Source organism: Streptomyces sp. NPDC025806 (assembly GCF_055558275.1).
This window is the reverse complement of record NZ_JBVHMU010000032.1, coordinates 1-23,450: the sequence shown is the minus strand read 5'-3', so window position 1 is coordinate 23,450 and position 23,450 is coordinate 1. Positions and strand designations below refer to the sequence as shown.

The window sequence follows — 23,450 nt, the reverse complement described above, 5'->3', positions numbered from 1 at the left end:
ACAGGTAAGCGGAACTTACTTGTTGATCTTGGTGACCTGGCCGGCGCCGACGGTCCGGCCACCCTCACGGATGGCGAACTTGAGGCCCTCCTCCATGGCGACGGGCTGGATGAGCTCCACCTTCATCTCGGTGTTGTCACCCGGCATGACCATCTCGGTGCCCTCGGGGAGGGTCACGACGCCGGTCACGTCCGTCGTACGGAAGTAGAACTGCGGGCGGTAGTTGTTGAAGAACGGGGTGTGACGGCCACCCTCGTCCTTCGACAGGATGTAGGCCTGGGCCTCGAACTCGGTGTGCGGGGTGACCGAACCGGGCTTGATGATGACCTGGCCGCGCTCGACGTCCTCGCGCTTGATGCCACGGAGGAGCAGACCGACGTTCTCACCGGCCTGGCCCTCGTCGAGCAGCTTGCGGAACATCTCGATGCCGGTGACCGTGGTGGTGGTCTTCTCGGTCTTGATGCCGATGATGTCGACGGTCTCGTTGACCTTGAGGACACCACGCTCGATACGACCGGTGACGACGGTGCCACGACCGGTGATCGTGAAGACGTCCTCGATCGGCATCAGGAACGGCTTGTCGACGTCGCGCTCGGGCTCCGGGATCGACTCGTCGACGGCCTTCATCAGGTCGAGGACGGTCTGGCCCCACTCCTTGTCGCCCTCAAGGGCCTTCAGAGCGGAGACCTTGACGACCGGCAGGTCGTCGCCCGGGAACTCGTACTCGGAGAGGAGCTCACGGACCTCGAGCTCGACGAGCTCCAGGATCTCCTCGTCGTCCACCATGTCGGCCTTGTTCAGGGCGACGACGATGTACGGAACGCCGACCTGGCGGGCCAGGAGCACGTGCTCCTTGGTCTGCGGCATCGGGCCGTCGGTGGCGGCGACCACGAGGATGGCGCCGTCCATCTGCGCGGCACCCGTGATCATGTTCTTGATGTAGTCCGCGTGACCGGGGCAGTCGACGTGGGCGTAGTGACGCGCCTCGGTCTGGTACTCGACGTGCGCGATCGAGATCGTGATACCGCGCTGACGCTCCTCGGGAGCCTTGTCGATCTGGTCGAAGGCCGAGGCCTCGTTCAGGTCCGGGTACGCGTCGTGCAGCACCTTGGTAATGGCGGCCGTGAGGGTCGTCTTACCGTGGTCGATGTGACCGATGGTGCCGATGTTGACGTGCGGCTTAGTCCGCTCGAACTTCGCCTTCGCCACTGGGGTCCTCCTGGAGTGGTTCTGAACGCCTTGCTTCATCGGCGCCAGGTGATCTTTGCTGGAATGCCGGGCCCAGGGGCATCCACCCACGATTGCGGATGAATGCCCCGGCGGGCTCCGGTGTCAAGCCTACGGGGTGAACTCGGTTGAGTTACTCGCCCTTGGCCTTCGCGATGATCTCCTCGGCGACGTTCCGCGGAACCTCGGCGTAGGAGTCGAACTGCATCGAGTAGCTCGCGCGACCCGACGTCTTGCTGCGGAGGTCGCCGACGTAGCCGAACATCTCCGAAAGCGGCACGAGGCCCTTCACGACGCGAGCGCCGCTGCGCTCCTCCATGGCCTGGATCTGGCCACGGCGGGAGTTGATGTCGCCGATGACCTCACCCATGTAGTCCTCGGGCGTGGTGACCTCAACGGCCATCATCGGCTCGAGCAGCACGGGCTTGGCCTTGCGCGCGGCCTCCTTGAAGGCCTGCGAACCGGCGATCTTGAAGGCGAGCTCGGAGGAGTCGACCTCGTGGTAGGCACCGTCGAGAAGCGTGACGCGGACGCCCGTCATCTCGTAGCCGGCCAGGATGCCGAACTGCATGGCCTCCTGGGCACCCGCGTCCACCGACGGGATGTACTCCCGGGGGATGCGGCCACCGGTGACCTTGTTCACGAACTCGTACGAGGCGTCGCCACTGTCGATCGGCTCGATCGCGATCTGCACCTTGGCGAACTGACCCGTACCACCGGTCTGCTTCTTGTGGGTGTAGTCCACACGCTCGACGGCCTGACGGATCGTCTCGCGGTAAGCGACCTGCGGCTTGCCGACGTTGGCCTCGACCTTGAACTCACGGCGCATACGGTCGACCAGCACCTCGAGGTGCAGCTCGCCCATACCACCGATGATGGTCTGGCCGGTCTCCTCGTCCGAGTGGACCTGGAAGGAGGGGTCCTCCTCCGAGAGACGCTGGATGGCGACACCCAGCTTCTCCTGGTCACCCTTGGACTTGGGCTCGATGGCGACCTGAATGACCGGCGCCGGGAAGTCCATGGACTCCAGGATGACCGGGTTCTTGTCGTCGGACAGCGTCTCACCGGTCGTGGTCTGCTTGAGACCCATGACGGCGATGATGTCGCCCGCGCCCACCGACTCGATCTCCTCACGCTTGTTCGCGTGCATGCGGTAGATCTTGCCGATGCGCTCCTTCTTGCCCTTGACGGAGTTCAGCACGGCGGTGCCGGACTCCAGGCGGCCCGAGTAGACCCGGACGAAGGTGAGCTTGCCCAGGTGCGGGTCGCTCATGATCTTGAACGCGAGGGCGGCCAGCGGCTCGTCGTCCGACGGCTTGCGCTTGACGACGACCTCGGGGTCCTTGACGTCGTGGCCCTCGATGGCCTCGACGTCGAGCGGGGTCGGCAGGTAGCGCACGACGGCGTCGAGCAGGGGCTGAACACCCTTGTTCTTGAACGCGGTGCCACAGAACACGGGGGTGACGGTGGTGTCGCCGCCCTTGCCGGAGGCGATGGTGATGCGACGCACGGCGGCGTGCAGCTGCTCCACGGTGGGCTCGGTGCCCTCCAGGAACAGCTCCATCATCTCCTCGTCGTTCTCCGCGACGGCCTCGAGCAGCTTGCCGCGGTACTCCTCGGCAGCCTCGGTGTGCGTGGCGGGGATGTCGACGATGTCGTAGGCCTCGCCCTTGGCGGCCTCGGCCGACCAGACGAACGCCTTCATCGTGACGAGGTCGACGACACCCTGGAAGTCGGCCTCGGCACCGATGGGAAGCTGCATGACCAGCGGAGTCGCACCGAGGCGGTCGACGATCATGTCGACACAGCGGTGGAACTCGGCGCCGGTGCGGTCCAGCTTGTTGACGAAGCAGATGCGCGGCACGCCGTAACGGTCGGCCTGACGCCACACCGTCTCGGACTGCGGCTCAACGCCGGCGACACCGTCGAACACCGTCACGGCACCATCGAGAACACGCAGGGAGCGCTCCACCTCGACGGTGAAGTCGACGTGCCCAGGCGTGTCGATGATGTTGATCGTGTAGTCGTTGTCCTCGAGCGGCCAGTGGCAGGTGGTGGCAGCGGACGTGATCGTGATGCCACGCTCCTGCTCCTGCTCCATCCAGTCCATCGTGGCAGCGCCGTCGTGGACCTCACCGATCTTGTACGAGACGCCGGTGTAGAACAGGATCCGCTCGGTGGTGGTCGTCTTGCCCGCGTCGATGTGGGCCATGATGCCGATGTTGCGCACCTTGGCCAGGTCAAGCGAAGTGGTAGCCATAAGGCTTCAGTCTTCTCTCGGTCTCGATGTGGGTTGCGACTACCAGCGGTAGTGCGCGAAGGCCTTGTTGGACTCGGCCATCTTGTGCGTGTCCTCGCGCTTCTTCACGGCAGCACCGAGGCCGTTGGAGGCGTCGAGCAGCTCGTTCATCAGACGCTCGGTCATCGTCTTCTCGCGACGGGCGCGGGAGTAGCCGACGAGCCAGCGGAGCGCGAGGGTGTTGGCGCGGCCAGGCTTGACCTCGACCGGAACCTGGTAGGTCGCGCCACCGACACGGCGGGACTTGACCTCGAGGGTCGGCTTGATGTTCTCAAGCGCGCGCTTCAGCGTGATGACCGGGTCGTTGCCCGACTTCTCACGCAGGCCCTCCATGGCGCCGTACACGATGCGCTCGGCGGTGGAGCGCTTGCCGTTCAGCAGCACCTTGTTGATGAGGGAGGTCACCAGAGGAGAACCGTAGACCGGGTCGATGATGACCGGGCGCTTCGGGGCGGGGCCCTTACGAGGCATTCTTACTTCTCCTTCTTGGCGCCGTAGCGGCTGCGGGCCTGCTTGCGGTTCTTGACACCCTGGGTGTCAAGCGAACCGCGGATGATCTTGTAGCGAACACCAGGCAGGTCCTTCACACGGCCGCCGCGCACGAGCACGATGGAGTGCTCCTGCAGGTTGTGTCCCTCACCCGGAATGTAAGCAGTGACCTCGATACCGCTGGTCAGACGCACACGCGCGACCTTACGCAGGGCCGAGTTCGGCTTCTTCGGGGTGGTCGTGAACACACGCGTGCAGACACCACGACGCTGGGGCGAACCCTCGAGTGCGGGCGTCTTGTTCTTCTCGACCTTGTCCTGCCGGCCCTTCCGGACCAGCTGCTGGATCGTAGGCACTACTTCTCCGGTTTCTGTGTGCCGAGTAGTGAAGCTAACCTGGAACTTTGCCGACCCACGCGGTCGGGTGTGTCGAATACTGCAGACCCCCGCCGAAGAGCGGGAAGCGGCAGATTGCGGTGGCCATGATCAGAACGAAGCGGACTGATCCGGACTCGCCGTGCGGCTGAAGACACGCACACGAGCCCAGGCACACCCCAGGCACAAGGTCTGAGCGTACCTATCTCATCAGCTGCGGTCAAAACAAATACATCTCAGCCGGGACACGCCGGGCGCACATCACACCGTTCACCGGTGGTCTCAGGCGCCACCGGTCGTGGCCACGACCATGAGCAGGATGAACAGCGCCCACCCCGCGATCGACAGCCAGCCCAGCACGATCCCGGCGACCGCCATGCCGTCGCCCTGCTCCCCGCGCTCCCGGATCTCCCTGCGGGCCATGTGCCCGAGGATGACCGCCGGGATCCCGGACACGCCCATCGTGAAGAACGTCGCCACTCCGCAGGACATCGCGCCGATGGCCTTGCCGTTGGTCGGCGGCGGCAGATACGGGGCCGGCATGAAGGTCCGGGGCACGACCGGCACGGCCAGCTGCTGCTGCGGTACGGGCCCCTGCGGCAGGTCCGCGACCAGGACGCTCAGCTCGCCCACCGTACGCGCCTGATAGGCCCGCTCCACCCGCTTCTCGTACTCCGCCTGCGGCAGCCGGCCCTCGGCGAATCCGGCGCGCAGCACGTCCACCGCGCGCTCCCGATCGGCGTGCGCGGCCAGCATGGACGGCTGCCCCTGGTGCTGCGGCGGCCACGGCGCGGGCTGCCACGACGGATTCGACACGAGACCACTCCCCCGGAAACGGACACGCACGTCGTACGTGCCCTCAATCATGCGCCAACGCGCCGCAGGGCGGCCACCCCGGGTTCCTCCGTGGTGACCGCCCTGCGGTTCAAGCAGCTGCTCGCTTACTGGTTGTACGGACCGTAGTCGTAGTCCTCCAGCGGAACGGCCTGGCCGGAGCCGGTGCCGAACGGCGAGTAGTCGATGTCGTCGTAGCCGACGGCCGAGTACATCGCGGCCTTGGCCTCCTCGGTGGGCTCCACCCGGATGTTGCGGTAGCGGGACAGACCCGTACCGGCCGGGATGAGCTTACCGATGATGACGTTCTCCTTGAGGCCGATGAGGCTGTCGGACTTGGCGTTGATCGCCGCATCCGTCAGGACTCGGGTCGTCTCCTGGAAGGAGGCGGCCGACAGCCAGGACTCCGTCGCCAGCGAGGCCTTGGTGATACCCATCAGCTGCGGACGGCCGGAGGCGGGGTGACCGCCCTCGGTGACCACACGACGGTTCTCGGTCTCGAACTTCGAGCGCTCGACGAGCTCGCCCGGCAGCAGCTCCGCGTCGCCGGACTCGATGATCGTCACACGGCGCAGCATCTGCCGGATGATGATCTCGATGTGCTTGTCGTGGATCGACACACCCTGCGAGTTGTAGACCTTCTGGACCTCGCCGACCAGGTGGACCTGGACGGCACGCTGACCCAGGATGCGCAGCACGTCGTGCGGGTTGGTGGCACCCACGGTCAGCTTCTGGCCGACCTCGACGTGGTCGCCCTCGCCCACGAGCAGACGGGCACGCTTCGAGATCGGGAACGCCGTCTCGTCGCTGCCGTCGTCCGGGGTGACGACGAGCTTCTTGGTCTTCTCGGTCTCCTCGATGCGGACACGGCCCGCGGCCTCGGAGATCGGGGCGACACCCTTCGGCGTACGAGCCTCGAAGAGCTCGACGACACGGGGCAGACCCTGGGTGATGTCGTCACCGGCCACACCACCGGTGTGGAAGGTACGCATCGTCAGCTGGGTACCGGGCTCACCGATGGACTGGGCGGCGATGATGCCGACCGCCTCACCGATGTCGACCGTCTTGCCGGTGGCCAGCGAGCGGCCGTAGCAGAAGGCACAGGTACCGACGGCCGACTCACAGGTCAGGACCGAGCGGGTCTTGACCTCCTCGACGCCGTGCGCGACCAGCTGGTCGATGAGCACGTCACCGAGGTCGACGTTGGCCGGCGCGATGACCTTGCCGTCCACGACGATGTCCTCGGCCAGCATGCGGGCGTACACGCTGGTCTCGACGTCGTCCGCCTTGCGCAGGACGCCGTCGGCGCCCTTCTCGGCGATCCGCAGACGCAGACCGCGGTCGGTGCCACAGTCCTCCTCGCGGATGATGACGTCCTGCGAGACGTCGACCAGACGACGGGTGAGGTAACCCGAGTCGGCGGTACGGAGGGCGGTGTCGGCGAGACCCTTACGGGCACCGTGGGTCGAGATGAAGTACTCGAGCACGGACAGACCCTCGCGGAACGACGCCTTAATCGGACGGGGAATCGTCTCGTTCTTGGCGTTCGACACCAGACCACGCATACCGGCGATCTGACGCATCTGCATCATGTTTCCTCGGGCACCCGAGTCAACCATCATGAAGATGGGGTTCGTCTTCGGGAAGTTCGCGTTCATCGCCTCGGCAACCTCGTTGGTCGCCTTGGTCCAGATCGCGATGAGCTCCTGAGTGCGCTCTTCCTTCGTGATGAGACCGCGCTCGTACTGCTTCTGGACCTTCTCGTCCTGCGCCTCGTAACCCGCGACGATCTCCTTCTTCGCCTCGGGAACGACGACGTCGGAGATGGCCACGGTGACACCGGAACGGGTCGCCCAGAAGAAGCCGGCCGCCTTCAGGTTGTCGAGCGTCGCCGCCACGATGACCTTGGGGTAGCGCTCGGCCAGGTCGTTGACGATCTCGGAGAGCTGCTTCTTGCCCACCGAGTAGTCGACGAACGGGTAGTCCTCGGGCAGCAGCTCGTTGAAGAGCGCGCGGCCCAGGGTGGTGCGCAGCCGGAAGCTGTCGCCCGGCTGGTACTCGGGCTCACCCTCCTCGGCGGCCGGCGGCGTCCAGCCACGCGGCGGCATGGTGCCGACCGGGAAGCGGATGTCGACCGGCGACTGCAGCGCCAGCTCGCCGGCGTCGAACGCCATGATCGCCTCGGCGACGGAACCGAACGCGCGGCCCTCGCCCTTGGTGTCACGGAGCTCACCGTCGGTGGTGAGGAAGAACAGACCCAGGACCATGTCCTGCGTCGGCATCGTCACCGGACGGCCGTCGGCGGGCTTGAGGATGTTGTTCGAGGACAGCATCAGGATGCGGGCCTCGGCCTGCGCCTCCGCGGAGAGCGGCAGGTGGACGGCCATCTGGTCACCGTCGAAGTCCGCGTTGAACGCGGTGCAGACGAGCGGGTGGATCTGAATGGCCTTGCCCTCGACCAGCTGCGGCTCGAAGGCCTGGATGCCGAGGCGGTGCAGCGTGGGCGCACGGTTCAGCAGAACCGGGTGCTCCGCGATGACCTCTTCCAGGACGTCGTACACGACCGTGCGGCCGCGCTCGACCATGCGCTTGGCGCTCTTGATGTTCTGCGCGTGGTTCAGGTCGACCAGACGCTTCATCACGAACGGCTTGAAGAGCTCCAGCGCCATGGCCTTGGGCAGACCACACTGGTGCAGCTTCAGCTGCGGACCGACGACGATCACGGAACGCGCGGAGTAGTCCACACGCTTACCGAGAAGGTTCTGACGGAAACGACCCTGCTTGCCCTTGAGCATGTCGCTCAGGGACTTCAGCGGGCGGTTACCGGGACCGGTCACCGGGCGACCACGACGACCGTTGTCGAAGAGGGCGTCCACGGCCTCCTGGAGCATGCGCTTCTCGTTGTTCACGATGATCTCGGGGGCACCGAGGTCGAGAAGGCGCTTCAGGCGGTTGTTGCGGTTGATGACACGGCGGTACAGGTCGTTCAGGTCGGAGGTCGCGAAGCGGCCACCGTCCAGCTGCACCATCGGACGCAGGTCCGGCGGGATGACCGGCACGCAGTCCAGAACCATGCCCTTGGGGCTGTTCGCGGTCTGCAGGAACGCGGAGACGACCTTGAGGCGCTTGAGCGCACGGGTCTTCTTCTGGCCCTTGCCGGTGCGGATGATCTCGCGGAGGCGCTCGGCCTCCTCCTCGAGGTCGAAGGTCTCCAGGCGCTTCTGCAGCGCCGCGGCACCCATCGAACCGTCGAAGTACGTGCCGAAGCGGTCACGGAGCTCGCGGTAGAGCAGCTCGTCGCCCTCGAGGTCCTGGACCTTGAGGTTCTTGAACCGGTTCCACACCTCGTCGAGACGGTCGATCTCGCGCTGCGCACGGTCGCGCAGCTGCTTCATCTCACGCTCGGCACCCTCGCGCACCTTGCGGCGCACGTCGGCCTTGGCACCCTCGGCCTCGAGCTCGGCCAGGTCGGTCTCGAGCTTCTTGGCGCGGTTCTCCAGGTCGGAGTCGCGACGGTTCTCGATCTGCTGACGCTCGACCTGGACGTGCGCCTCGAGGGAGGGCAGGTCGCGGGTACGGCGCTCCTCGTCGACGTACGTGATCATGTACGCCGCGAAGTAGATGACCTTCTCGAGGTCCTTGGGAGCCAGGTCGAGCAGGTAGCCCAGCCGGCTCGGGACGCCCTTGAAGTACCAGATGTGCGTGACAGGGGCGGCGAGCTCGATGTGGCCCATCCGCTCACGGCGCACCTTGGCGCGCGTGACCTCGACGCCACAGCGCTCGCAGATGATGCCCTTGAAGCGGACGCGCTTGTACTTGCCGCAGTAGCACTCCCAGTCGCGGGTGGGACCGAAGATCTTCTCGCAGAAGAGCCCGTCCTTTTCCGGCTTGAGGGTGCGGTAGTTGATGGTCTCGGGCTTCTTGACCTCGCCGTGGCTCCACTGACGGATGTCGTCAGCGGTGGCCAGACCGATCCGGAGCTCATCGAAGAAGTTGACGTCGAGCACTATGCGTCAATCCCTCTCAAGGGTTGTAAGTCTGTGGTCTGAAACGGGGGTCTGGGGGCCGGCCGGGGGGCTCATGACGAGCCCCCCGGCCTGACTCCCGTCAGACCTCTTCGACGCTGCTCGGCTCGCGCCGCGACAGGTCGATGCCGAGCTCCTCCGCTGCGCGGAAGACGTCCTCGTCGGTGTCGCGCATCTCGATGGACATGCCGTCCGAGGACAGCACCTCCACGTTGAGGCACAGGGACTGCATTTCCTTGATGAGCACCTTGAAGGACTCGGGAATGCCGGGCTCAGGGATGTTCTCGCCCTTGACGATGGCCTCGTAGACCTTCACGCGGCCGGTGACGTCGTCGGACTTGATGGTCAGCAGCTCCTGGAGGGCGTAAGCGGCGCCGTACGCCTCCAGCGCCCACACCTCCATCTCACCGAAGCGCTGGCCACCGAACTGGGCCTTACCACCCAGCGGCTGCTGGGTGATCATCGAGTACGGACCGGTCGACCGGGCGTGCAGCTTGTCGTCGACCAGGTGGTGGAGCTTGAGGATGTACATGTACCCGATCGAGATCGGGTCCGGGAACGGCTCACCGGAGCGGCCGTCGAACAGCCTCGCCTTGCCGGACGGGAGGACCATGCGGTCGCCGTCGCGGTTCGGGATGGTGTGCTCGAGCAGACCGGCCAGCTCGTCCTCGCGGGCACCGTCGAAGACCGGGGTCGCGACGTTGGTACGCGGCTCGACCTTGTCGGCGCCGATCGCCTGGAGGCGCTGGGCCCACTCGTCGCCGAGGCCGGAGACGTCCCAGCCCTGGCTGGCGAGCCAGCCGAGGTGGATCTCCAGGACCTGTCCCGGGTTCATTCGGGACGGGACACCCAGCGGGTTGAGGATGATGTCGACCGGGGTGCCGTCCTCCAGGAACGGCATGTCCTCGATCGGGTTGATCTTCGAGATGACGCCCTTGTTGCCGTGACGGCCGGCGAGCTTGTCACCATCGGTGATCTTGCGCTTCTGCGCGACGTAGACACGAACCAGCTGGTTCACGCCCGGCGGCAGCTCGTCGCCCTCTTCGCGGTCGAAGACGCGGACGCCGATGACCTTGCCGATCTCACCGTGCGGCACCTTCAGCGAGGTGTCGCGCACCTCGCGCGCCTTCTCACCGAAGATCGCGCGGAGCAGGCGCTCCTCGGGGGTCAGCTCGGTCTCACCCTTGGGCGTGACCTTGCCGACGAGGATGTCGCCGGCGACGACCTCGGCACCGATACGGATGATGCCGCGCTCGTCGAGGTCGGCGAGGACCTCCTCGGAGACGTTCGGGATGTCCCGGGTGATCTCCTCGGGGCCGAGCTTGGTGTCACGGGCGTCGACCTCGTGCTCCTCGATGTGGATCGAGGAGAGGACGTCGTCCTGCACGAGGCGCTGCGACAGGATGATCGCGTCCTCGTAGTTGTGACCCTCCCAGGGCATGAACGCCACGAGCAGGTTCTTGCCGAGGGCCATCTCGCCCTCTTCGGTCGCGGGACCGTCGGCCAGCACCTGGCCGGTGATGATCCGCTGACCCTCGTCCACGACGACCTTCTGGTTCACAGAGGTGCCCTGGTTGGAGCGCGAGAACTTGTGCAGGCGGTACGTGGTGTACGTGCCGTCGTCGTTCGTGATGGTGATGTAGTCCGCGGAGACCTCCTGGACCACACCGTCCTTCTCGGCCTTGAGCACGTCACCGGCGTCGGTGGCGCAGCGGTACTCCATGCCGGTGCCGACGAGCGGCGCCTCGCTCTTGATGAGCGGAACGGCCTGACGCATCATGTTCGCGCCCATGAGGGCACGGTTGGCGTCGTCGTGCTCGAGGAACGGGATCATGGCGGTCGCGACCGACACCATCTGGCGCGGCGAGACGTCCATGTAGTCGACGTCCGTGCCCGGCACGTAGTCGACCTCGCCGCCACGACGGCGGACCAGCACGCGGTTCTCGACGAAGCGGAGCTCGTCGTTGAGCGGCGCGTTGGCCTGCGCGATGACGAAGCGGTCTTCCTCGTCGGCCGTCAGGTAGTCGACGTCGTCGGTGACGACACCCTCGACGACCTTGCGGTACGGCGTCTCGATGAAGCCGAACGGGTTGATCCGGCCGTACGAGGCGAGCGAACCGATCAGACCGATGTTCGGGCCTTCGGGCGTCTCGATCGGGCACATGCGGCCGTAGTGCGACGGGTGCACGTCTCGGACCTCGAAGCCGGCCCGCTCACGGGACAGACCACCCGGGCCGAGGGCGTTCAGACGACGCTTGTGCGTCAGCCCCGACAGCGGGTTGTTCTGGTCCATGAACTGGGACAGCTGGGAGGTGCCGAAGAACTCCTTGATCGACGCCACCACGGGGCGGATGTTGATCAGGGTCTGCGGCGTGATCGCCTCGACGTCCTGGGTCGTCATGCGCTCGCGCACGACGCGCTCCATACGGGCGAGACCCGTACGGACCTGGTTCTGGATCAGCTCACCGACGTTACGGATACGGCGGTTGCCGAAGTGGTCGATGTCGTCGGTCTCGACGATGATCTCGCGGCCCGACTCGCTGACCGTCTCGGTCTCACCGGCGTGCAGCTTCACCAGGTACTTGATCGTGGCGATGATGTCGTCGGTGGTGAGGACGCCGGCGTCCAGCGGCTCGTCGGCGCCGAGCTTCTTGTTCACCTTGTAGCGGCCGACCTTCGCGAGGTCGTAGCGCTTCGGGTTGAAGTAGAGGTTCTCGAGCAGCGTCTGCGCGGCCTCACGGGTCGGCGGCTCGCCCGGACGCAGCTTGCGGTAGATGTCGAGCAGCGCGTCGTCCTGGCCCTGGGTGTGGTCCTTCTCCAGGGTGGCGCGCATGGACTCGTACTGGCCGAACTCCTCGAGGATCTGCTCGGTCGTCCAACCGAGAGCCTTGAGCAGGACGGTGACGGACTGCTTGCGCTTGCGGTCGATGCGCACACCGACCATGTCGCGCTTGTCGATCTCCATCTCGAGCCAGGCACCACGCGAGGGGATGACCTTGGCCGAGAAGATGTCCTTGTCGGACGTCTTGTCGATGGAGGAGTCGAAGTAGACACCCGGCGAGCGGACGAGCTGCGAGACGACGACACGCTCGGTGCCGTTGATGACGAAGGTGCCCTTGTCCGTCATGAGCGGGAAGTCGCCCATGAAGACGGTCTGGGACTTGATCTCGCCCGTCTCGTTGTTCGTGAACTCGGCGGTGACGAAGAGCGGGGCGGCGAACGTGAAGTCGCGCTCCTTGCACTCGTCGATCGAGTTCTTCGGCGGCTCGAAGCGGTGGTCCCGGAACGTCAGGGACATCGACCCGGAGAAGTCCTCGATCGGGGAGATCTCCTCGAAGATCTCCTCGAGGCCGGACTTGGTGGGGACGTCCTGACCGGACTCCAGAGCCGCCTCGACCCGACTCTGCCAGGCGGTGTTGCCGAGCAGCCAGTCAAAGCTCTCGGTCTGCAGCGCGAGCAGGTTCGGAACCTCGAGGGGCTCCTTGATCTTTGCAAAGGAGATGCGCAGCGGGGCGGTGCTTGCGCCGTTGTTCGTATTCGCGGTCGAGGCGTTGCGCGAGGCGGCCAAGAGGGGGTCCTTCCGAGGGCTCGGACTCACTACGCGCGTACCGGTCCCAAGCCAGACAGAGAGACAGAACGCCCAGGTCAGGGCTGATTCGGTCCACTGTGCTCAAGCGAGGGCATGCCCCTGGTGACGGGCAGGGAGCAGCTAACAGGCAGCGCAAAGGGACAGTGTAGCCAGAAGGCCCACTGATGTCCAGTGCGGGTTTTTTGAGACCCTCGTTGTTCTCAACCGTTCACCGTCTGCCGCATGCCCTGCGCGCTGAGCGAGCGCACATCCTTACTGCCCTCTTCGTCGTCGATCCATGCCTCGGATACGGATCCTTGTGACGACGCGTCCTGAGAATTGCGCGCCGCGTGCGGTTCGTCAAGGCCCCCGCTCGGCCGAACCAGGGTGGCTCCAGGCACGACGAAGATCACCATACTCCGCGTGACCAGCAGTGCAAGGCACCCTCGACCCGCGTGCCAGACAACGCCGAAAGGCGACCACCCACCTGGGTGATCGCCTTTCGGTACGTCGGTGTTACACCCCGGAAGGGTGTTTCACCGATGAGGAGTCAGCAGACTCGCGAGGTCACTTGACCTCGACGGAGGCGCCGGCGCCCTTGAGGGCCTCGGCGGCCTTCTCAGCGGCGTCCTTCGCGACCTTCTCGAGGACCGGCTTCGGGGTGCCGTCGACGAGGTCCTTGGCCTCCTTGAGGCCCAGGGAGGTGAGCTCGCGCACGACCTTGATGACCTGGATCTTCTTCTCGCCGGCACCCGTGAGGATGACGTCGAACTCGTCCTGCTCCTCAGCGGCAGCGGCGTCGCCGCCACCCTGGGCCGGACCGGCGGCAACGGCGACGGCCGCGGCGGCGGTGACGTCGAACTTCTCCTCGAAGGCCTTCACGAACTCGGAGAGCTCGATGAGGGTCATCTCCTCGAACTGGGCGAGCAGGTCTTCCTGGCTGAGCTTCGCCATGATGGGCGATCCTTCCACTAAATCGGCTGGTGCCGGTTGTCCATGTAGGCGGGCGTACGGTCGGCCCGCTTCGACCGCTGCCTCAGGCAGCGATCAGAGTGCGAGCCGAATTACTCGGCACCGCCCTGCTCGGCCTGCTTGGCACGAAGCGCCTCCGCGGTGCGGACGAACTTCGAGGGCAGCGCCTGGAAGAGCTGAGCAGCCTGAGACTGCTTGCCCTTGAAGGCACCGGCCAGCTTGCTGAGCAGAACCTCGCGGGACTCGAGGTCCGCAAGCTTCTTGATCTCGTCGGCGGAGAGCGCCTTGCCGTCAAGGACACCGCCCTTGATGACGAGGTTCGGGTTCTCCTTGGCGAAGTCACGAAGACCCTTCGCCGACTCCACCGGGTCACCGGTGACGAAGGCGACCGCCGTCGGACCATTGAAGAGGTCGTCCAGCGAGTCGATCCCGGCCTGGTTGGCCGCGATCTTGGTCAGCGTGTTCTTCACCACGGCGTACTCGGAGTTCTCACCGAGCGAACGGCGCAGCTGCTTGAGCTGGGCCACGGTGAGACCCCGGTACTCGGTCAGCACGGCGGCGTTCGAGCTGCGGAACTTGTCCGTGAGCTCGGCTACCGCGGCAGCCTTGTCGGGCGTCGGCATAGAGCGTCGGCCTCCTTCCGGGTGATGAGGACCGCTCGCAAGGAGGCTGGGAAAACGAAACGCCCCGGCGCAGGCGCACGGGGCGTGAGCTCGACCAGAATCCTGAAGCGGAATCCGGGAGCACTTCCACAGTCACCTACGCGGGTCGTCCGCAGTTTCAGCGGATCCTTCGGCCACCGCGCCCTCTTGCGAGTGCACAGCGACGACCAGCGGTCTTTGGCTTCTGTGGGAGAGTACGCGACCAGGTCGGCTCGGGGCAAATCAGCCCTCGGCGAGGTCCCCGCCGAGGCCTCCACCGAGGCCCTTCAGCATCTCGAAGAGGTCCATCGTGTCCTTGGCCGGCGGCGCCTGTACGGCGACCTCGGTGCCGTAGTCGGTGTAGTTGGCCCGCACGTGCACCTTGCCCTGGGCCATGGTCATGCCGACGTCCATGCGCGCCGGGTAGCCGTCCTTGTTGACCCAGAGCTCGGTGTCGTAGCCCTTGAAGCCCGTCTGCTTCATGTTGGCGACAAGATCACCGCGCTCCTTCTCGGAGAGGAGCTTCGAGGACTTGTTGGCCTTGAGCATCTGCTCGAAGGTGAGCTTGCCCTTGTAGTGCCGGGTCTCCATGCCGTTGACCCGCTCGGCACCGAGGTCCTTCAGGTTCGGGGACTCCAGGAGCAGGGCGAGCTGCTGGGCCGGGTCCTGGTTCATGTTCTCCAGGCCGCCGGACATCTGCTTCTGCAGCCCCTTGTCGCCGGCGGCGTCGGCCGCGGCCTTCAGGTCCAGCTTCATCCAGCGCTTGCCGTCCATGTCGGCGGCCTGCTTGGCACCCATGTCCACGTACATGACGTCGTCGCGCATGATCATGCGCGACTTCTCGGGGCCGTCGGCGGACATCCCCGAGGCGTTCATGGTGATGTCCATCGCCGAGGGGTCCCAGCCCTGGACGCCGGACATCGTGAGCGTGCCCGACTCGGCGCCCATGCCCTTCATGGTCATGCTCATCTTGACCTTGGCCGACTTCGCGGCCTCGGTCTTCTTGAACGCGGCCGTCAGGGCCTGCGTCACCTGGGACTGCGAACTGGTGCCCGCGTCCGAGGCCGAACCGCTCTTCTCGGACCCCTCGTCGCAGGCCACGGCCCCGGCGCAGAGCAGCGCGGTGACAGCGGCGGCGCCGAGTGCGCGTCGTACGGCAACAGTCATCTCAATCCCACCCCTTGGAACACGTGTCTGAACCGAACCCGTGTATGTGCCGCACGATATCCGACGCCTCCGACAGCGCTCCGTGAATATCCGGTCCCGCGCTCCCCCGGCCGATCAGCCCTCGGCGCGCACGTCCGCGAGGTCCACGGTGTCGTGCCCGGGCGGTCGGTCGGCCCGCGCGGCGGCCCCGTAGTGCCGGTAGTGGACGGTGCTGCGGAAGTCGCCCGCGCGCTGGGTGCGCCGCACCAGCAGGTCCCGGGCGTCGATCCAGACGTCGACGCGCTGCTTCCCCGCGGTGCCCCGGTAGTGGGTGGTGCGGACGCCGCGCACGGTCTCCCGGCCCACCCGGTGGGTGTCTCCGGCCGCGGCGAGCGTCTTCAGGCAGTCGGCCGGGCCCAGGTCGCTCTGGGCGTCGTAGGGGTGCCGGATCCAGTGCCGGCCGTCCTGGAGCCGGGCGAACTTCTCACTCATACGGGTGTAGTACGCGTCCGGCAGGAAGCGTGTCTGGGACGGGTCGCCGCCCAACGCGCGCGTGGAGGCGGCCAGTTCGCCGCCGGTGACGCGGACCGTGAGGGTGCCTTCGACGCCGCCGGACCAGCGCAGGGCGCCGCTGCTGCGGGTGCGCAGCCGGTCACCGGTGTCCATCGTGGCCTCGATCCGGGCCGAACCCGCCGCGGCGACTTTCGCGCGGGCCGCCCGCAGGGCCTGCGGCACGCCCTGGCGGTCCCGTCCGTCGTGTCCTTCGTGCCCGGCGCCGCAGCCCGCGAGCAGTGCGCCCGCGGCGGCCAGCGCGACCGCCCGTCCGTGTCTCATCAGGGGCGACGCTAGCGCAGCGCCGGACCGGGCGGGCCGGAAAAGAGGAACGGGCCCCGCACCTCGGAAGGTGCGGGGCCCGTCGCCGACTTCAGCGAGTCTCCGGAGAGGCTCAGACCGCGGCCGGGTCCTCCTCGACGAGGAGGTTGCGGGTGCGGTTCGAGTCGACCGGGATGCCGGGGCCCACCGTGGTGCTGATGGCGGCCTTCTTGATGTAGCGACCCTTGGCGGCGGACGGCTTCAGGCGGAGGATCTCCTCCAGGGCCGCGCCGTAGTTCTCCACCAGCTTGGTGTCGTCGAAGGACACCTTGCCGATGATGAAGTGCAGGTTCGAGTGCTTGTCGACGCGGAACTCGATCTTGCCGCCCTTGATCTCGTTCACGGCCTTGGCCACGTCCGGGGTCACGGTGCCGGTCTTCGGGTTCGGCATCAGGCCACGCGGACCGAGCACGCGGCCGAGGCGGCCGACCTTGCCCATGAGGTCCGGGGTGGCGACGACGGCGTCGAACTCGTTCAGGCGGTTGCCCTTGGAGATCTCGTCGATGAGCTCGTCGGAGCCGACAATGTCGGCGCCAGCGGCTTCCGCGGCCGCAGCACGGTCACCGGTCGCGAAGACCAGGACCCGGGCGGTCTTGCCGGTGCCGTGCGGGAGGTTCACGGTGCCACGGACCATCTGGTCGGCCTTGCGCGGGTCAACGCCCAGGCGGAAGGCGACCTCGACGGTGCCGTCGAACTTCGTCGTGGAGGTCTCCTTGGCGAGACGGACGGCCTCGAGCGGGGCGTAGAGCTTGTCCCGGTCGATCTTGGCGTCCGCAGCGCGGAGAGACTTGCTGCGCTTGCTCACTACTGCTCCTGTGTGTTCTGAGGAGTCGTGGTCCGGGCCGAGCAGGCCCTGCCACGGATGTACCTACGAGGTGGGTGTCAGCCCTCGACCGTGATGCCCATGGAGCGGGCGGTGCCGGCGATGATCTTGGACGCGGCGTCCAGGTCATTGGCGTTGAGGTCGGGCATCTTGGTCGTGGCGATCTCGCGGACCTGCGCCTCAGTGATCTTGGCGACCTTGGTCTTGTGCGGCTCGCCGGAGCCCTTCTCGACACCAGCGGCCTTGAGGATCATCTTCGCGGCCGGCGGGGTCTTGGTGATGAAGGTGAAGGAGCGGTCTTCGTAGACCGTGATCTCCACCGGGATGACCCAACCGCGCTGCGACTCGGTCGCGGCGTTGTAGGCCTTGCAGAACTCCATGATGTTGACGCCGTGCTGGCCCAGCGCGGGGCCGACCGGCGGAGCCGGGTTGGCGGCACCGGCCTGGATCTGGAGCTTGATGAGCCCCGTGACCTTCTTCTTCTTGGGAGGCATAGCTCTCCGGGTCCTTTCAATCGGGTCCATGCCCACGAGACGGGACCAACCGGTCGCAGGCATACCGCACAACGATAACGGGTATAGATGCGCGGCTAAAAACCGAGCAGGTCAGGAGGGCTGAGAAAGCCCGCCTGACCTGGTCGGAAGCTCTTCCCGGAAGAACCTCAGTTCTTCTGGATCTGGTCGAAGCTGAGCTCGACCGGGGTCTCGCGGCCGAAGATCTCGACGAGACCCTTGACCTTCTTCGAGTCGGCGTTGATCTCGTTGATCGTGGCCTGCAGCGTGGCGAACGGGCCGTCGGTGACGGTGACCGAGTCGCCCACCTCGAAGTCCAGGACCTCGACGGTGACCTTGCGGGCCGGAGCCGGCTTGCCCTCGGCCTCGGCGGCCTCGCGGGCGGCCTTCTCCTCGGCCTCCGGGGCGAGCATCTTGACGATCTCGTCCAGGGTCAGCGGGTACGGGTCGTAGGCGTTGCCCACGAAGCCGGTGACGCCGGGAGTGTTGCGGACGACGCCCCAGGACTCGTTCGTCAGGTCCATACGGACGAGCACGTAGCCGGGCAGCTTGTTCTGCCGGACGTTCTTGCGCTCGCCGTTCTTGATCTGGACGATCTCTTCCTCGGGGACCTCGGCCTGGTAGATGAAGTCCTCGACGTTCAGCGAGACGGCACGCTGCTCCAGGTTCGCCTTCACGCGCTTCTCGTAGCCCGCGTAGGTGTGGATCACGTACCACTCGCCCGGGAGACCGCGGAGCTCGTCGCGGAGGGCGGCGATCGGGTCGACCGGCGCCTGCTCCTCCTCGGACTCCTCGGCCTCGTCCTCGACGGCGGTGTCCTCGTCGGCCTCGGCCTCGACGGTCTCGTCCTCGGCGGCCTCGTCGGCTTCCTCGACGACTTCGAGGGCGGCCTCTTCGGCGGGCTCGCCGGCGGCGATGTCGGCAGCTTCGGCCTGGTCCGGGTCCTCGGAGTCCGCCGCCTCGACGATGTCGAGCTGGTCCTCCACGGACTCCGCCGACTCGATGGCGTCGTTCAGGTTCGGGTCAGACACGGTGGCTGCTTCTTCCTGGATACATAGGGGTGGAACGCGCGAAAGGGGCGCCGGACACGGCGCCCTCCGCTTTCGGCTCAGCCGAAGATGTACTTGATGAGATGATTGAACCCATAGTCAATCACGGTGACCAGACCGATCATGATGACGACGAACACGATCACCACGGTGGTGTACGTCGAGAGCTGACTACGCGTCGGCCAGACGACCTTGCGGAGTTCCGCGACGATCTGGCGGTAGAAGAGCGCGAGGCGGCCGAAGGGGCCCTTCTTGCCGCGCTTGCCGCCCTTGCGGGCCTTCTTCTTGGACTCCGGCGCCTCGTCCTGGGCATCAGGCATGTCGATGGAGCCCACGGCGTCCGTCACTCGTCCTCACCTGATTCCGGGTCGTGGCCGTGCCGCGCCCGGTTGAGCCGCACGGCGGTGCATTGCAGTACGTACATGCGCACACATCCTGGCGATGGAGTGTGTAGCAGGGCCGGAGGGACTTGAACCCCCAACCGCTGGTTTTGGAGACCAGTGCTCTACCAATTGAGCTACGACCCTTTGCTTCCCCCAACGTACCGCATCCTCCCGACTGCACGGTGTGTGCCTGGAAAGCGCGGCCGGTGAAGGCCAACGAGCAGTGAGTGTACGTGTTCCGAGGGCCTCCGTCGAACGGATACGGACCAGAAGTGGATCTACACCTGATCGTCAGGTGATCGTCCGGTCCGTGAAACCCGTGTGCCGGGCGCCTTTCAGGTCTGGAACGATGGGTTTCATGAGCGCTGCTGCTACTCCTTCGTCCTCGCCCACCGAGCGCCGGGTCTCCGCCCGGATCGGCGCGATCTCCGAGTCCGCGACCCTCGCTGTCGACGCCAAGGCCAAGGCCCTCAAGGCCGCCGGGCGTCCGGTCATCGGCTTCGGCGCGGGTGAGCCCGACTTCCCCACCCCGGACTACATCGTCGAAGCGGCCGTCGAGGCCTGCAAGAACCCGAAGTACCACCGCTACACGCCGGCGGGCGGCCTGCCCGAGCTCAAGGCCGCGATCGCCGCGAAGACCCTGCGCGACTCCGGCTACGAGCCCGAGGCCGCCGAGATCCTGGTCACCAACGGCGGCAAGCAGGCCATCTACGAGGCCTTCGCCGCGATCCTCGACCCGGGGGACGAGGTCATCGTCCCGGCCCCGTACTGGACGACGTACCCGGAGTCGATCCGTCTCGCCGGGGGCGTCCCGGTCGAGGTCGTCGCCGACGAGACGACCGGCTACCGCGTGTCGGTGGAGCAGCTGGAGGCCGCCCGCACCGACAAGACCAAGGTCGTCCTCTTCGTGTCGCCGTCGAACCCGACGGGCGCGGTCTACAGCCGTGAGGACGCCGAGGCCATCGGCCGCTGGGCGCTCGAGCACGGCCTGTGGGTCATGACGGACGAGATCTACGAGCACCTGGTCTACGGGGACGCGGAGTTCACGTCCCTGCCCGCGCTCCTGCCCGAGCTGCGCGACAAGTGCATCGTGGTGAACGGCGTGGCCAAGACGTACGCGATGACCGGCTGGCGCGTGGGGTGGATCATCGGCCCGAAGGACGTGGTGAAGGCCGCGACGAACCTCCAGTCGCACGCCACCTCCAACGTGTCGAACGTGGCGCAGGCCGCCGCCATCGCAGCCGTCTCCGGCGACCTGACCGCCGTCGAGAAGATGCGCGAGGCCTTCGACCGGCGCCGCAAGACGATCGTGCGGATGCTCAACGAGATCGACGGCTTCGTCTGCCCGGAGCCCGAGGGCGCGTTCTACGCGTACCCGTCCGTGAAGGGGCTGCTGGGCAAGGAGATCCGCGGCAAGCGTCCGCAGACCTCGGTCGAGCTGGCCGCGCTCATCCTGGAGGAGGCCGAGGTCGCGGTGGTTCCGGGCGAGGCCTTCGGCACGCCGGGTTACCTGCGTCTGTCGTACGCGCTGGGCGACGAGGACCTCGTCGAGGGTGTCTCGCGCATCCAGAAGCTGCTGGCCGAGGCCCGCGACTGATCCGTGCGTCCACAAGGGCGGGCCGTCTCCTTCCGGAGGCGGCCCGCTTCTTCGTTCGTCCGGTTGTTTGTTCGCTGTCGGCCCCGAACGGGGAAAGGCGCTACCGGTACGACCGGTGTGTGCGGCAGGATCACTGGATGGAGCGTGTAGCACGTGATGTACGTCAGTTGCCGAAGGCCCATCTGCACCTGCACTTCACCGGGTCGATGCGGCCCACGACCCTGCTGGAGCTGGCCGACAAGTACGGCGTGCGGCTGCCCGACGCGCTGACCGGCGCGGAGCCGCCGAAGCTGCGGGCGACCGACGAGCGCGGCTGGTTCCGCTTCCAGCGTCTCTACGACGCGGCGCGTTCCTGTCTGCGGGAGCCCGAGGACATCCAGCGTCTGGTGCGCGAGGCCGCCGAGGAGGATCTGGCGGACGGCTCGGGCTGGCTGGAGATCCAGGTGGACCCGACCTCGTACGCGCCGCGGCTGGGCGGGCTCATCCCGGCCCTCGAGGTCATCCTGGACGCGGTCGACCGGGCCCAGCGGGACACCGGGCTCGGGATGCGCGTGCTGGTCGCGGCGAACCGGATGAAGCACCCGCTGGACGCCCGCACGCTGGCGCGCCTCGCGGTGCGGTACGCGGACCGGGGCATCGTCGGTTTCGGGCTCTCCAACGACGAGCGGCGCGGCATGGCGCGGGACTTCGACCGGGCCTTCCACATCGCGCGCGAGGGCGGGCTGCTGTCCGCGCCGCACGGGGGCGAGCTGACCGGCCCGTCGTCGGTGCGAGACTGCCTGGACGACCTGGACGCCACCCGGATCGGGCACGGGGTGCGGGCGGCCGAGGACCCGCGTCTGCTCAAGCGGCTCGCCGACCGCGGGGTGACCTGCGAGGTGTGCCCCGCGTCCAACGTGGCGCTCGGTGTCTACGAGAAGCCCGAGGACGTGCCGCTGCGACCGCTCTTCGAGGCCGGGGTGCCGATGGCGCTGGGCGCGGACGACCCGCTGCTGTTCGGCTCGCGGCTGGCCGCCCAGTACGAGATCGCGCGGCGCCACCACGACTTCTCGGACGCCGAACTGGCCGAGCTGGCGCGGCAGTCGGTGCGGGGCTCGGCGGCGCCGGAGGACGTGAGGCGGCGGCTCCTGGGCGGCATCGACGCCTGGCTGACCGGCTGAGCGTCCGGGCCGGGCGCTTCAGGGCTTCAGGGCTTCAGGGCTTCAGGGCGCGATCCCGCCGAGCAGGGTGCGCGCCAGGCCCGTGGCGAAGTCGTCCAGCGACTGCGGCGGCTTGCGGTCGGGCGACATGTCGTAGGCGAAGGCGCGCTGGGCGCAGGCGCCCAGGAGGAGCGAGGCGGCCGCGTAGGTGTCGGCTCCCGCGCCGACGCGTCCGGCGGCCTGCTCGGCGCGCAGATAGGCGTCGAGGCCCTGGATCGGCTTGTGCGGGCCTGAGCCGAGGCCGCGCAGGATGTCCTCGTGGCGGCGCTTGAGCTGCGGCTCGGCATACAGGGACGCGGCCATCGGGAACGTCTCCTCGTAGAAGAGGGCCGCTTCGCGCGCGATGTCGGTCAGGTTCTCCTCGACGGTGCGGTCGGGGTCGGCGACGCCCTCGGTGAGCCGGCTCAGGAGGGAGCCGAGCTTCGGGAGGCGTTCGTGGAGCACCGTGACGAAGAGCTCCTCCTTGTTGGCGAAGTACTTGTAGAGCGCGGCTTCGGAGCAGCCGGCGGCCTGGGCGATCGCCTTCGTGGTGGTGCGGGCGAGGCCGATGCTCAGCATGAGGTCGTGAGCGGCGTCGACGATGCGGACGCGGGCCGGCTTCTGGTCCATGCGGAGTCCAACCAGGCTTGACGGGTGAGTGAGTGCTCACCCACTCTAGTGGGTACGGGGGTGAGTGAACACTCACCCACCGACGTGACGCGCACTGGAGGCATCCCATGAAGCTCACGGTTTTCGGCGCGACGGGCGGCGTCGGACAGGAGATCGTCCGGCAGGCGCTCGCCGCCGGGCACGAGGTCACAGCGGTGGTGCGGGACCCGGCACGGTTCACCGTGACCGGTGACCGCCTGGAGGTCTTCCGCGCGGACCTGCGCGACCCCGAGGCGCTGCGCCCCGCGGTCGCCGGGCGGGACGCGGTGCTCTCCGGGCTCGGCGCCCGCAGGAAGGCGGACGCGGGGGTCGCGGCGCGGCTCACGCGCGCGGTGCTGGCGGCGATGGAGGCCGAGGGCACGCGGCGCCTGGTGGTCGTGAGCGCGGGACCGGTCGGCCCGCAGCCCGCGGACTCACCGCTCTCGGACCGGATCGCCATGAAGATCGTCAGCAGCGTCCTCAAGGACATCTACGTCGATCTGGCCGCCATGGAGGCGGAGCTGGCCGCCAGCGCGACCGACTGGACCTCGGTGCGCCCGCCCCGGCTCCAGGACAAGCCGGTCACCGGCGTCTACCGCACGGTCATCGGCGGCTTCCCGCGCTCGGGGCGCTTCCTGGGCCGGGCGGACGTGGCCCACGCGATGCTGGCGGCCGTCGACGACGAGGCGACCGTGAAGCAGGGCGTGGGCGTGGCGTACTAGGGCGTGTGTCGAAAGTCCCGTCGTCCGCCCGAAGGGCGGGCCCCGCGGTGTCCGGTGCGTGCGATCGCAAGGCGCCGGAGCGTCCTCATA

At 67.2% G+C, this 23,450-nt stretch carries 19 protein-coding genes and 1 tRNA gene; 3 read left to right on the top strand and 17 right to left on the bottom strand.

What is annotated here, in order from left to right; all coding sequences use genetic code 11:
- Positions 1-15: 15 nt before the first annotated feature.
- The 16 genes from tuf to ACZ4E1_RS38000 all read right to left on the bottom strand — a co-directional run bounded on the left by tuf (position 16) and on the right by ACZ4E1_RS38000 (position 19,359).
- Positions 16-1,209 carry an elongation factor Tu gene (gene tuf, locus ACZ4E1_RS38075; RefSeq protein ID WP_399130716.1) on the bottom strand — a complete coding sequence of 398 codons (1,194 nt, stop codon included), beginning with the start codon at positions 1,207-1,209 and terminating at the stop codon, positions 16-18.
- 151 nt (positions 1,210-1,360) lie between these two features.
- On the bottom strand, positions 1,361-3,487 hold the full coding sequence (gene fusA / locus ACZ4E1_RS38070) for an elongation factor G (protein WP_467548273.1): 2,127 nt from the start codon (positions 3,485-3,487) through the stop codon (positions 1,361-1,363).
- A 39-nt stretch (positions 3,488-3,526) separates the two neighbouring features.
- On the bottom strand, positions 3,527-3,997 hold the full coding sequence (gene rpsG, locus ACZ4E1_RS38065) for a 30S ribosomal protein S7 (protein WP_111663838.1): 471 nt from the start codon (positions 3,995-3,997) through the stop codon (positions 3,527-3,529).
- Positions 3,998-3,999: 2 nt separating this feature from the next.
- Positions 4,000-4,371: a 30S ribosomal protein S12 gene (gene rpsL, locus ACZ4E1_RS38060; protein WP_003948652.1), complete on the bottom strand. Its 372-nt coding sequence runs from the start codon at positions 4,369-4,371 to the stop codon at positions 4,000-4,002.
- Positions 4,372-4,671: 300 nt separating this feature from the next.
- On the bottom strand, positions 4,672-5,205 hold the full coding sequence (locus ACZ4E1_RS38055; RefSeq protein ID WP_467548270.1) for a DUF1707 and DUF4190 domain-containing protein: 534 nt from the start codon (positions 5,203-5,205) through the stop codon (positions 4,672-4,674).
- A gap of 125 nt (positions 5,206-5,330) precedes the next feature.
- Positions 5,331-9,230, bottom strand: coding sequence for a DNA-directed RNA polymerase subunit beta' (locus ACZ4E1_RS38050; protein ID WP_188337388.1), 3,900 nt, complete (start codon positions 9,228-9,230; stop codon positions 5,331-5,333).
- Between the two features lie 100 nt (positions 9,231-9,330).
- Positions 9,331-12,816: a DNA-directed RNA polymerase subunit beta gene (gene rpoB, locus ACZ4E1_RS38045; protein ID WP_467548268.1), complete on the bottom strand. Its 3,486-nt coding sequence runs from the start codon at positions 12,814-12,816 to the stop codon at positions 9,331-9,333.
- A 567-nt stretch (positions 12,817-13,383) separates the two neighbouring features.
- Positions 13,384-13,770, bottom strand: a complete 387-nt coding sequence (gene rplL / locus ACZ4E1_RS38040) for a 50S ribosomal protein L7/L12 (RefSeq protein WP_207824936.1) — start codon at positions 13,768-13,770, stop codon at positions 13,384-13,386.
- Between the two features lie 110 nt (positions 13,771-13,880).
- Positions 13,881-14,411 carry a 50S ribosomal protein L10 gene (gene rplJ, locus ACZ4E1_RS38035; RefSeq protein WP_467548266.1) on the bottom strand — a complete coding sequence of 177 codons (531 nt, stop codon included), beginning with the start codon at positions 14,409-14,411 and terminating at the stop codon, positions 13,881-13,883.
- 261 nt (positions 14,412-14,672) lie between these two features.
- Positions 14,673-15,596, bottom strand: a complete 924-nt coding sequence (locus ACZ4E1_RS38030) for an SCO4651 family lipoprotein (RefSeq protein ID WP_467548264.1) — start codon at positions 15,594-15,596, stop codon at positions 14,673-14,675.
- Positions 15,597-15,710: 114 nt separating this feature from the next.
- Complete coding sequence (locus ACZ4E1_RS38025) at positions 15,711-16,409, bottom strand: SCO4651 family lipoprotein (RefSeq protein ID WP_467548262.1); 699 nt, start codon at positions 16,407-16,409, stop codon at positions 15,711-15,713.
- Positions 16,410-16,521: 112 nt separating this feature from the next.
- Positions 16,522-17,253, bottom strand: a complete 732-nt coding sequence (gene rplA / locus ACZ4E1_RS38020) for a 50S ribosomal protein L1 (RefSeq protein WP_467548260.1) — start codon at positions 17,251-17,253, stop codon at positions 16,522-16,524.
- A gap of 77 nt (positions 17,254-17,330) precedes the next feature.
- Positions 17,331-17,765, bottom strand: coding sequence for a 50S ribosomal protein L11 (gene rplK / locus ACZ4E1_RS38015; protein ID WP_016645192.1), 435 nt, complete (start codon positions 17,763-17,765; stop codon positions 17,331-17,333).
- A 167-nt stretch (positions 17,766-17,932) separates the two neighbouring features.
- A complete protein-coding gene (gene nusG, locus ACZ4E1_RS38010; RefSeq protein ID WP_467548258.1) occupies positions 17,933-18,814 on the bottom strand; it encodes a transcription termination/antitermination protein NusG in 882 nt (293 codons plus the stop codon).
- A gap of 77 nt (positions 18,815-18,891) precedes the next feature.
- Positions 18,892-19,179 carry a preprotein translocase subunit SecE gene (gene secE / locus ACZ4E1_RS38005; protein WP_255976248.1) on the bottom strand — a complete coding sequence of 96 codons (288 nt, stop codon included), beginning with the start codon at positions 19,177-19,179 and terminating at the stop codon, positions 18,892-18,894.
- A 107-nt stretch (positions 19,180-19,286) separates the two neighbouring features.
- Positions 19,287-19,359, bottom strand: a tRNA-Trp gene (locus ACZ4E1_RS38000).
- A gap of 214 nt (positions 19,360-19,573) precedes the next feature.
- Here ACZ4E1_RS38000 and ACZ4E1_RS37995 point away from each other — a divergent pair.
- Together ACZ4E1_RS37995 and ACZ4E1_RS37990 are read left to right on the top strand one after the other, a co-directional pair.
- Positions 19,574-20,812, top strand: a complete 1,239-nt coding sequence (locus ACZ4E1_RS37995; RefSeq protein WP_467548256.1) for a pyridoxal phosphate-dependent aminotransferase — start codon at positions 19,574-19,576, stop codon at positions 20,810-20,812.
- A 137-nt stretch (positions 20,813-20,949) separates the two neighbouring features.
- Positions 20,950-21,972, top strand: a complete 1,023-nt coding sequence (locus ACZ4E1_RS37990) for an adenosine deaminase (RefSeq protein ID WP_467548254.1) — start codon at positions 20,950-20,952, stop codon at positions 21,970-21,972.
- A gap of 42 nt (positions 21,973-22,014) precedes the next feature.
- Here the strand turns inward: ACZ4E1_RS37990 and ACZ4E1_RS37985 are convergent, their stop codons facing one another.
- The gene (locus ACZ4E1_RS37985; RefSeq protein ID WP_467548252.1) at positions 22,015-22,620 is read right to left on the bottom strand and encodes a TetR/AcrR family transcriptional regulator; all 606 of its coding nucleotides are present in this window, start codon (positions 22,618-22,620) and stop codon (positions 22,015-22,017) included.
- Between the two features lie 107 nt (positions 22,621-22,727).
- Between ACZ4E1_RS37985 and ACZ4E1_RS37980 the strand changes: the two genes are divergently transcribed.
- Entirely contained in the window at positions 22,728-23,360 is a 633-nt protein-coding gene (locus ACZ4E1_RS37980; RefSeq protein WP_467548250.1) for an NAD(P)-dependent oxidoreductase, read from the top strand.
- Positions 23,361-23,450 lie beyond the last annotated feature (90 nt).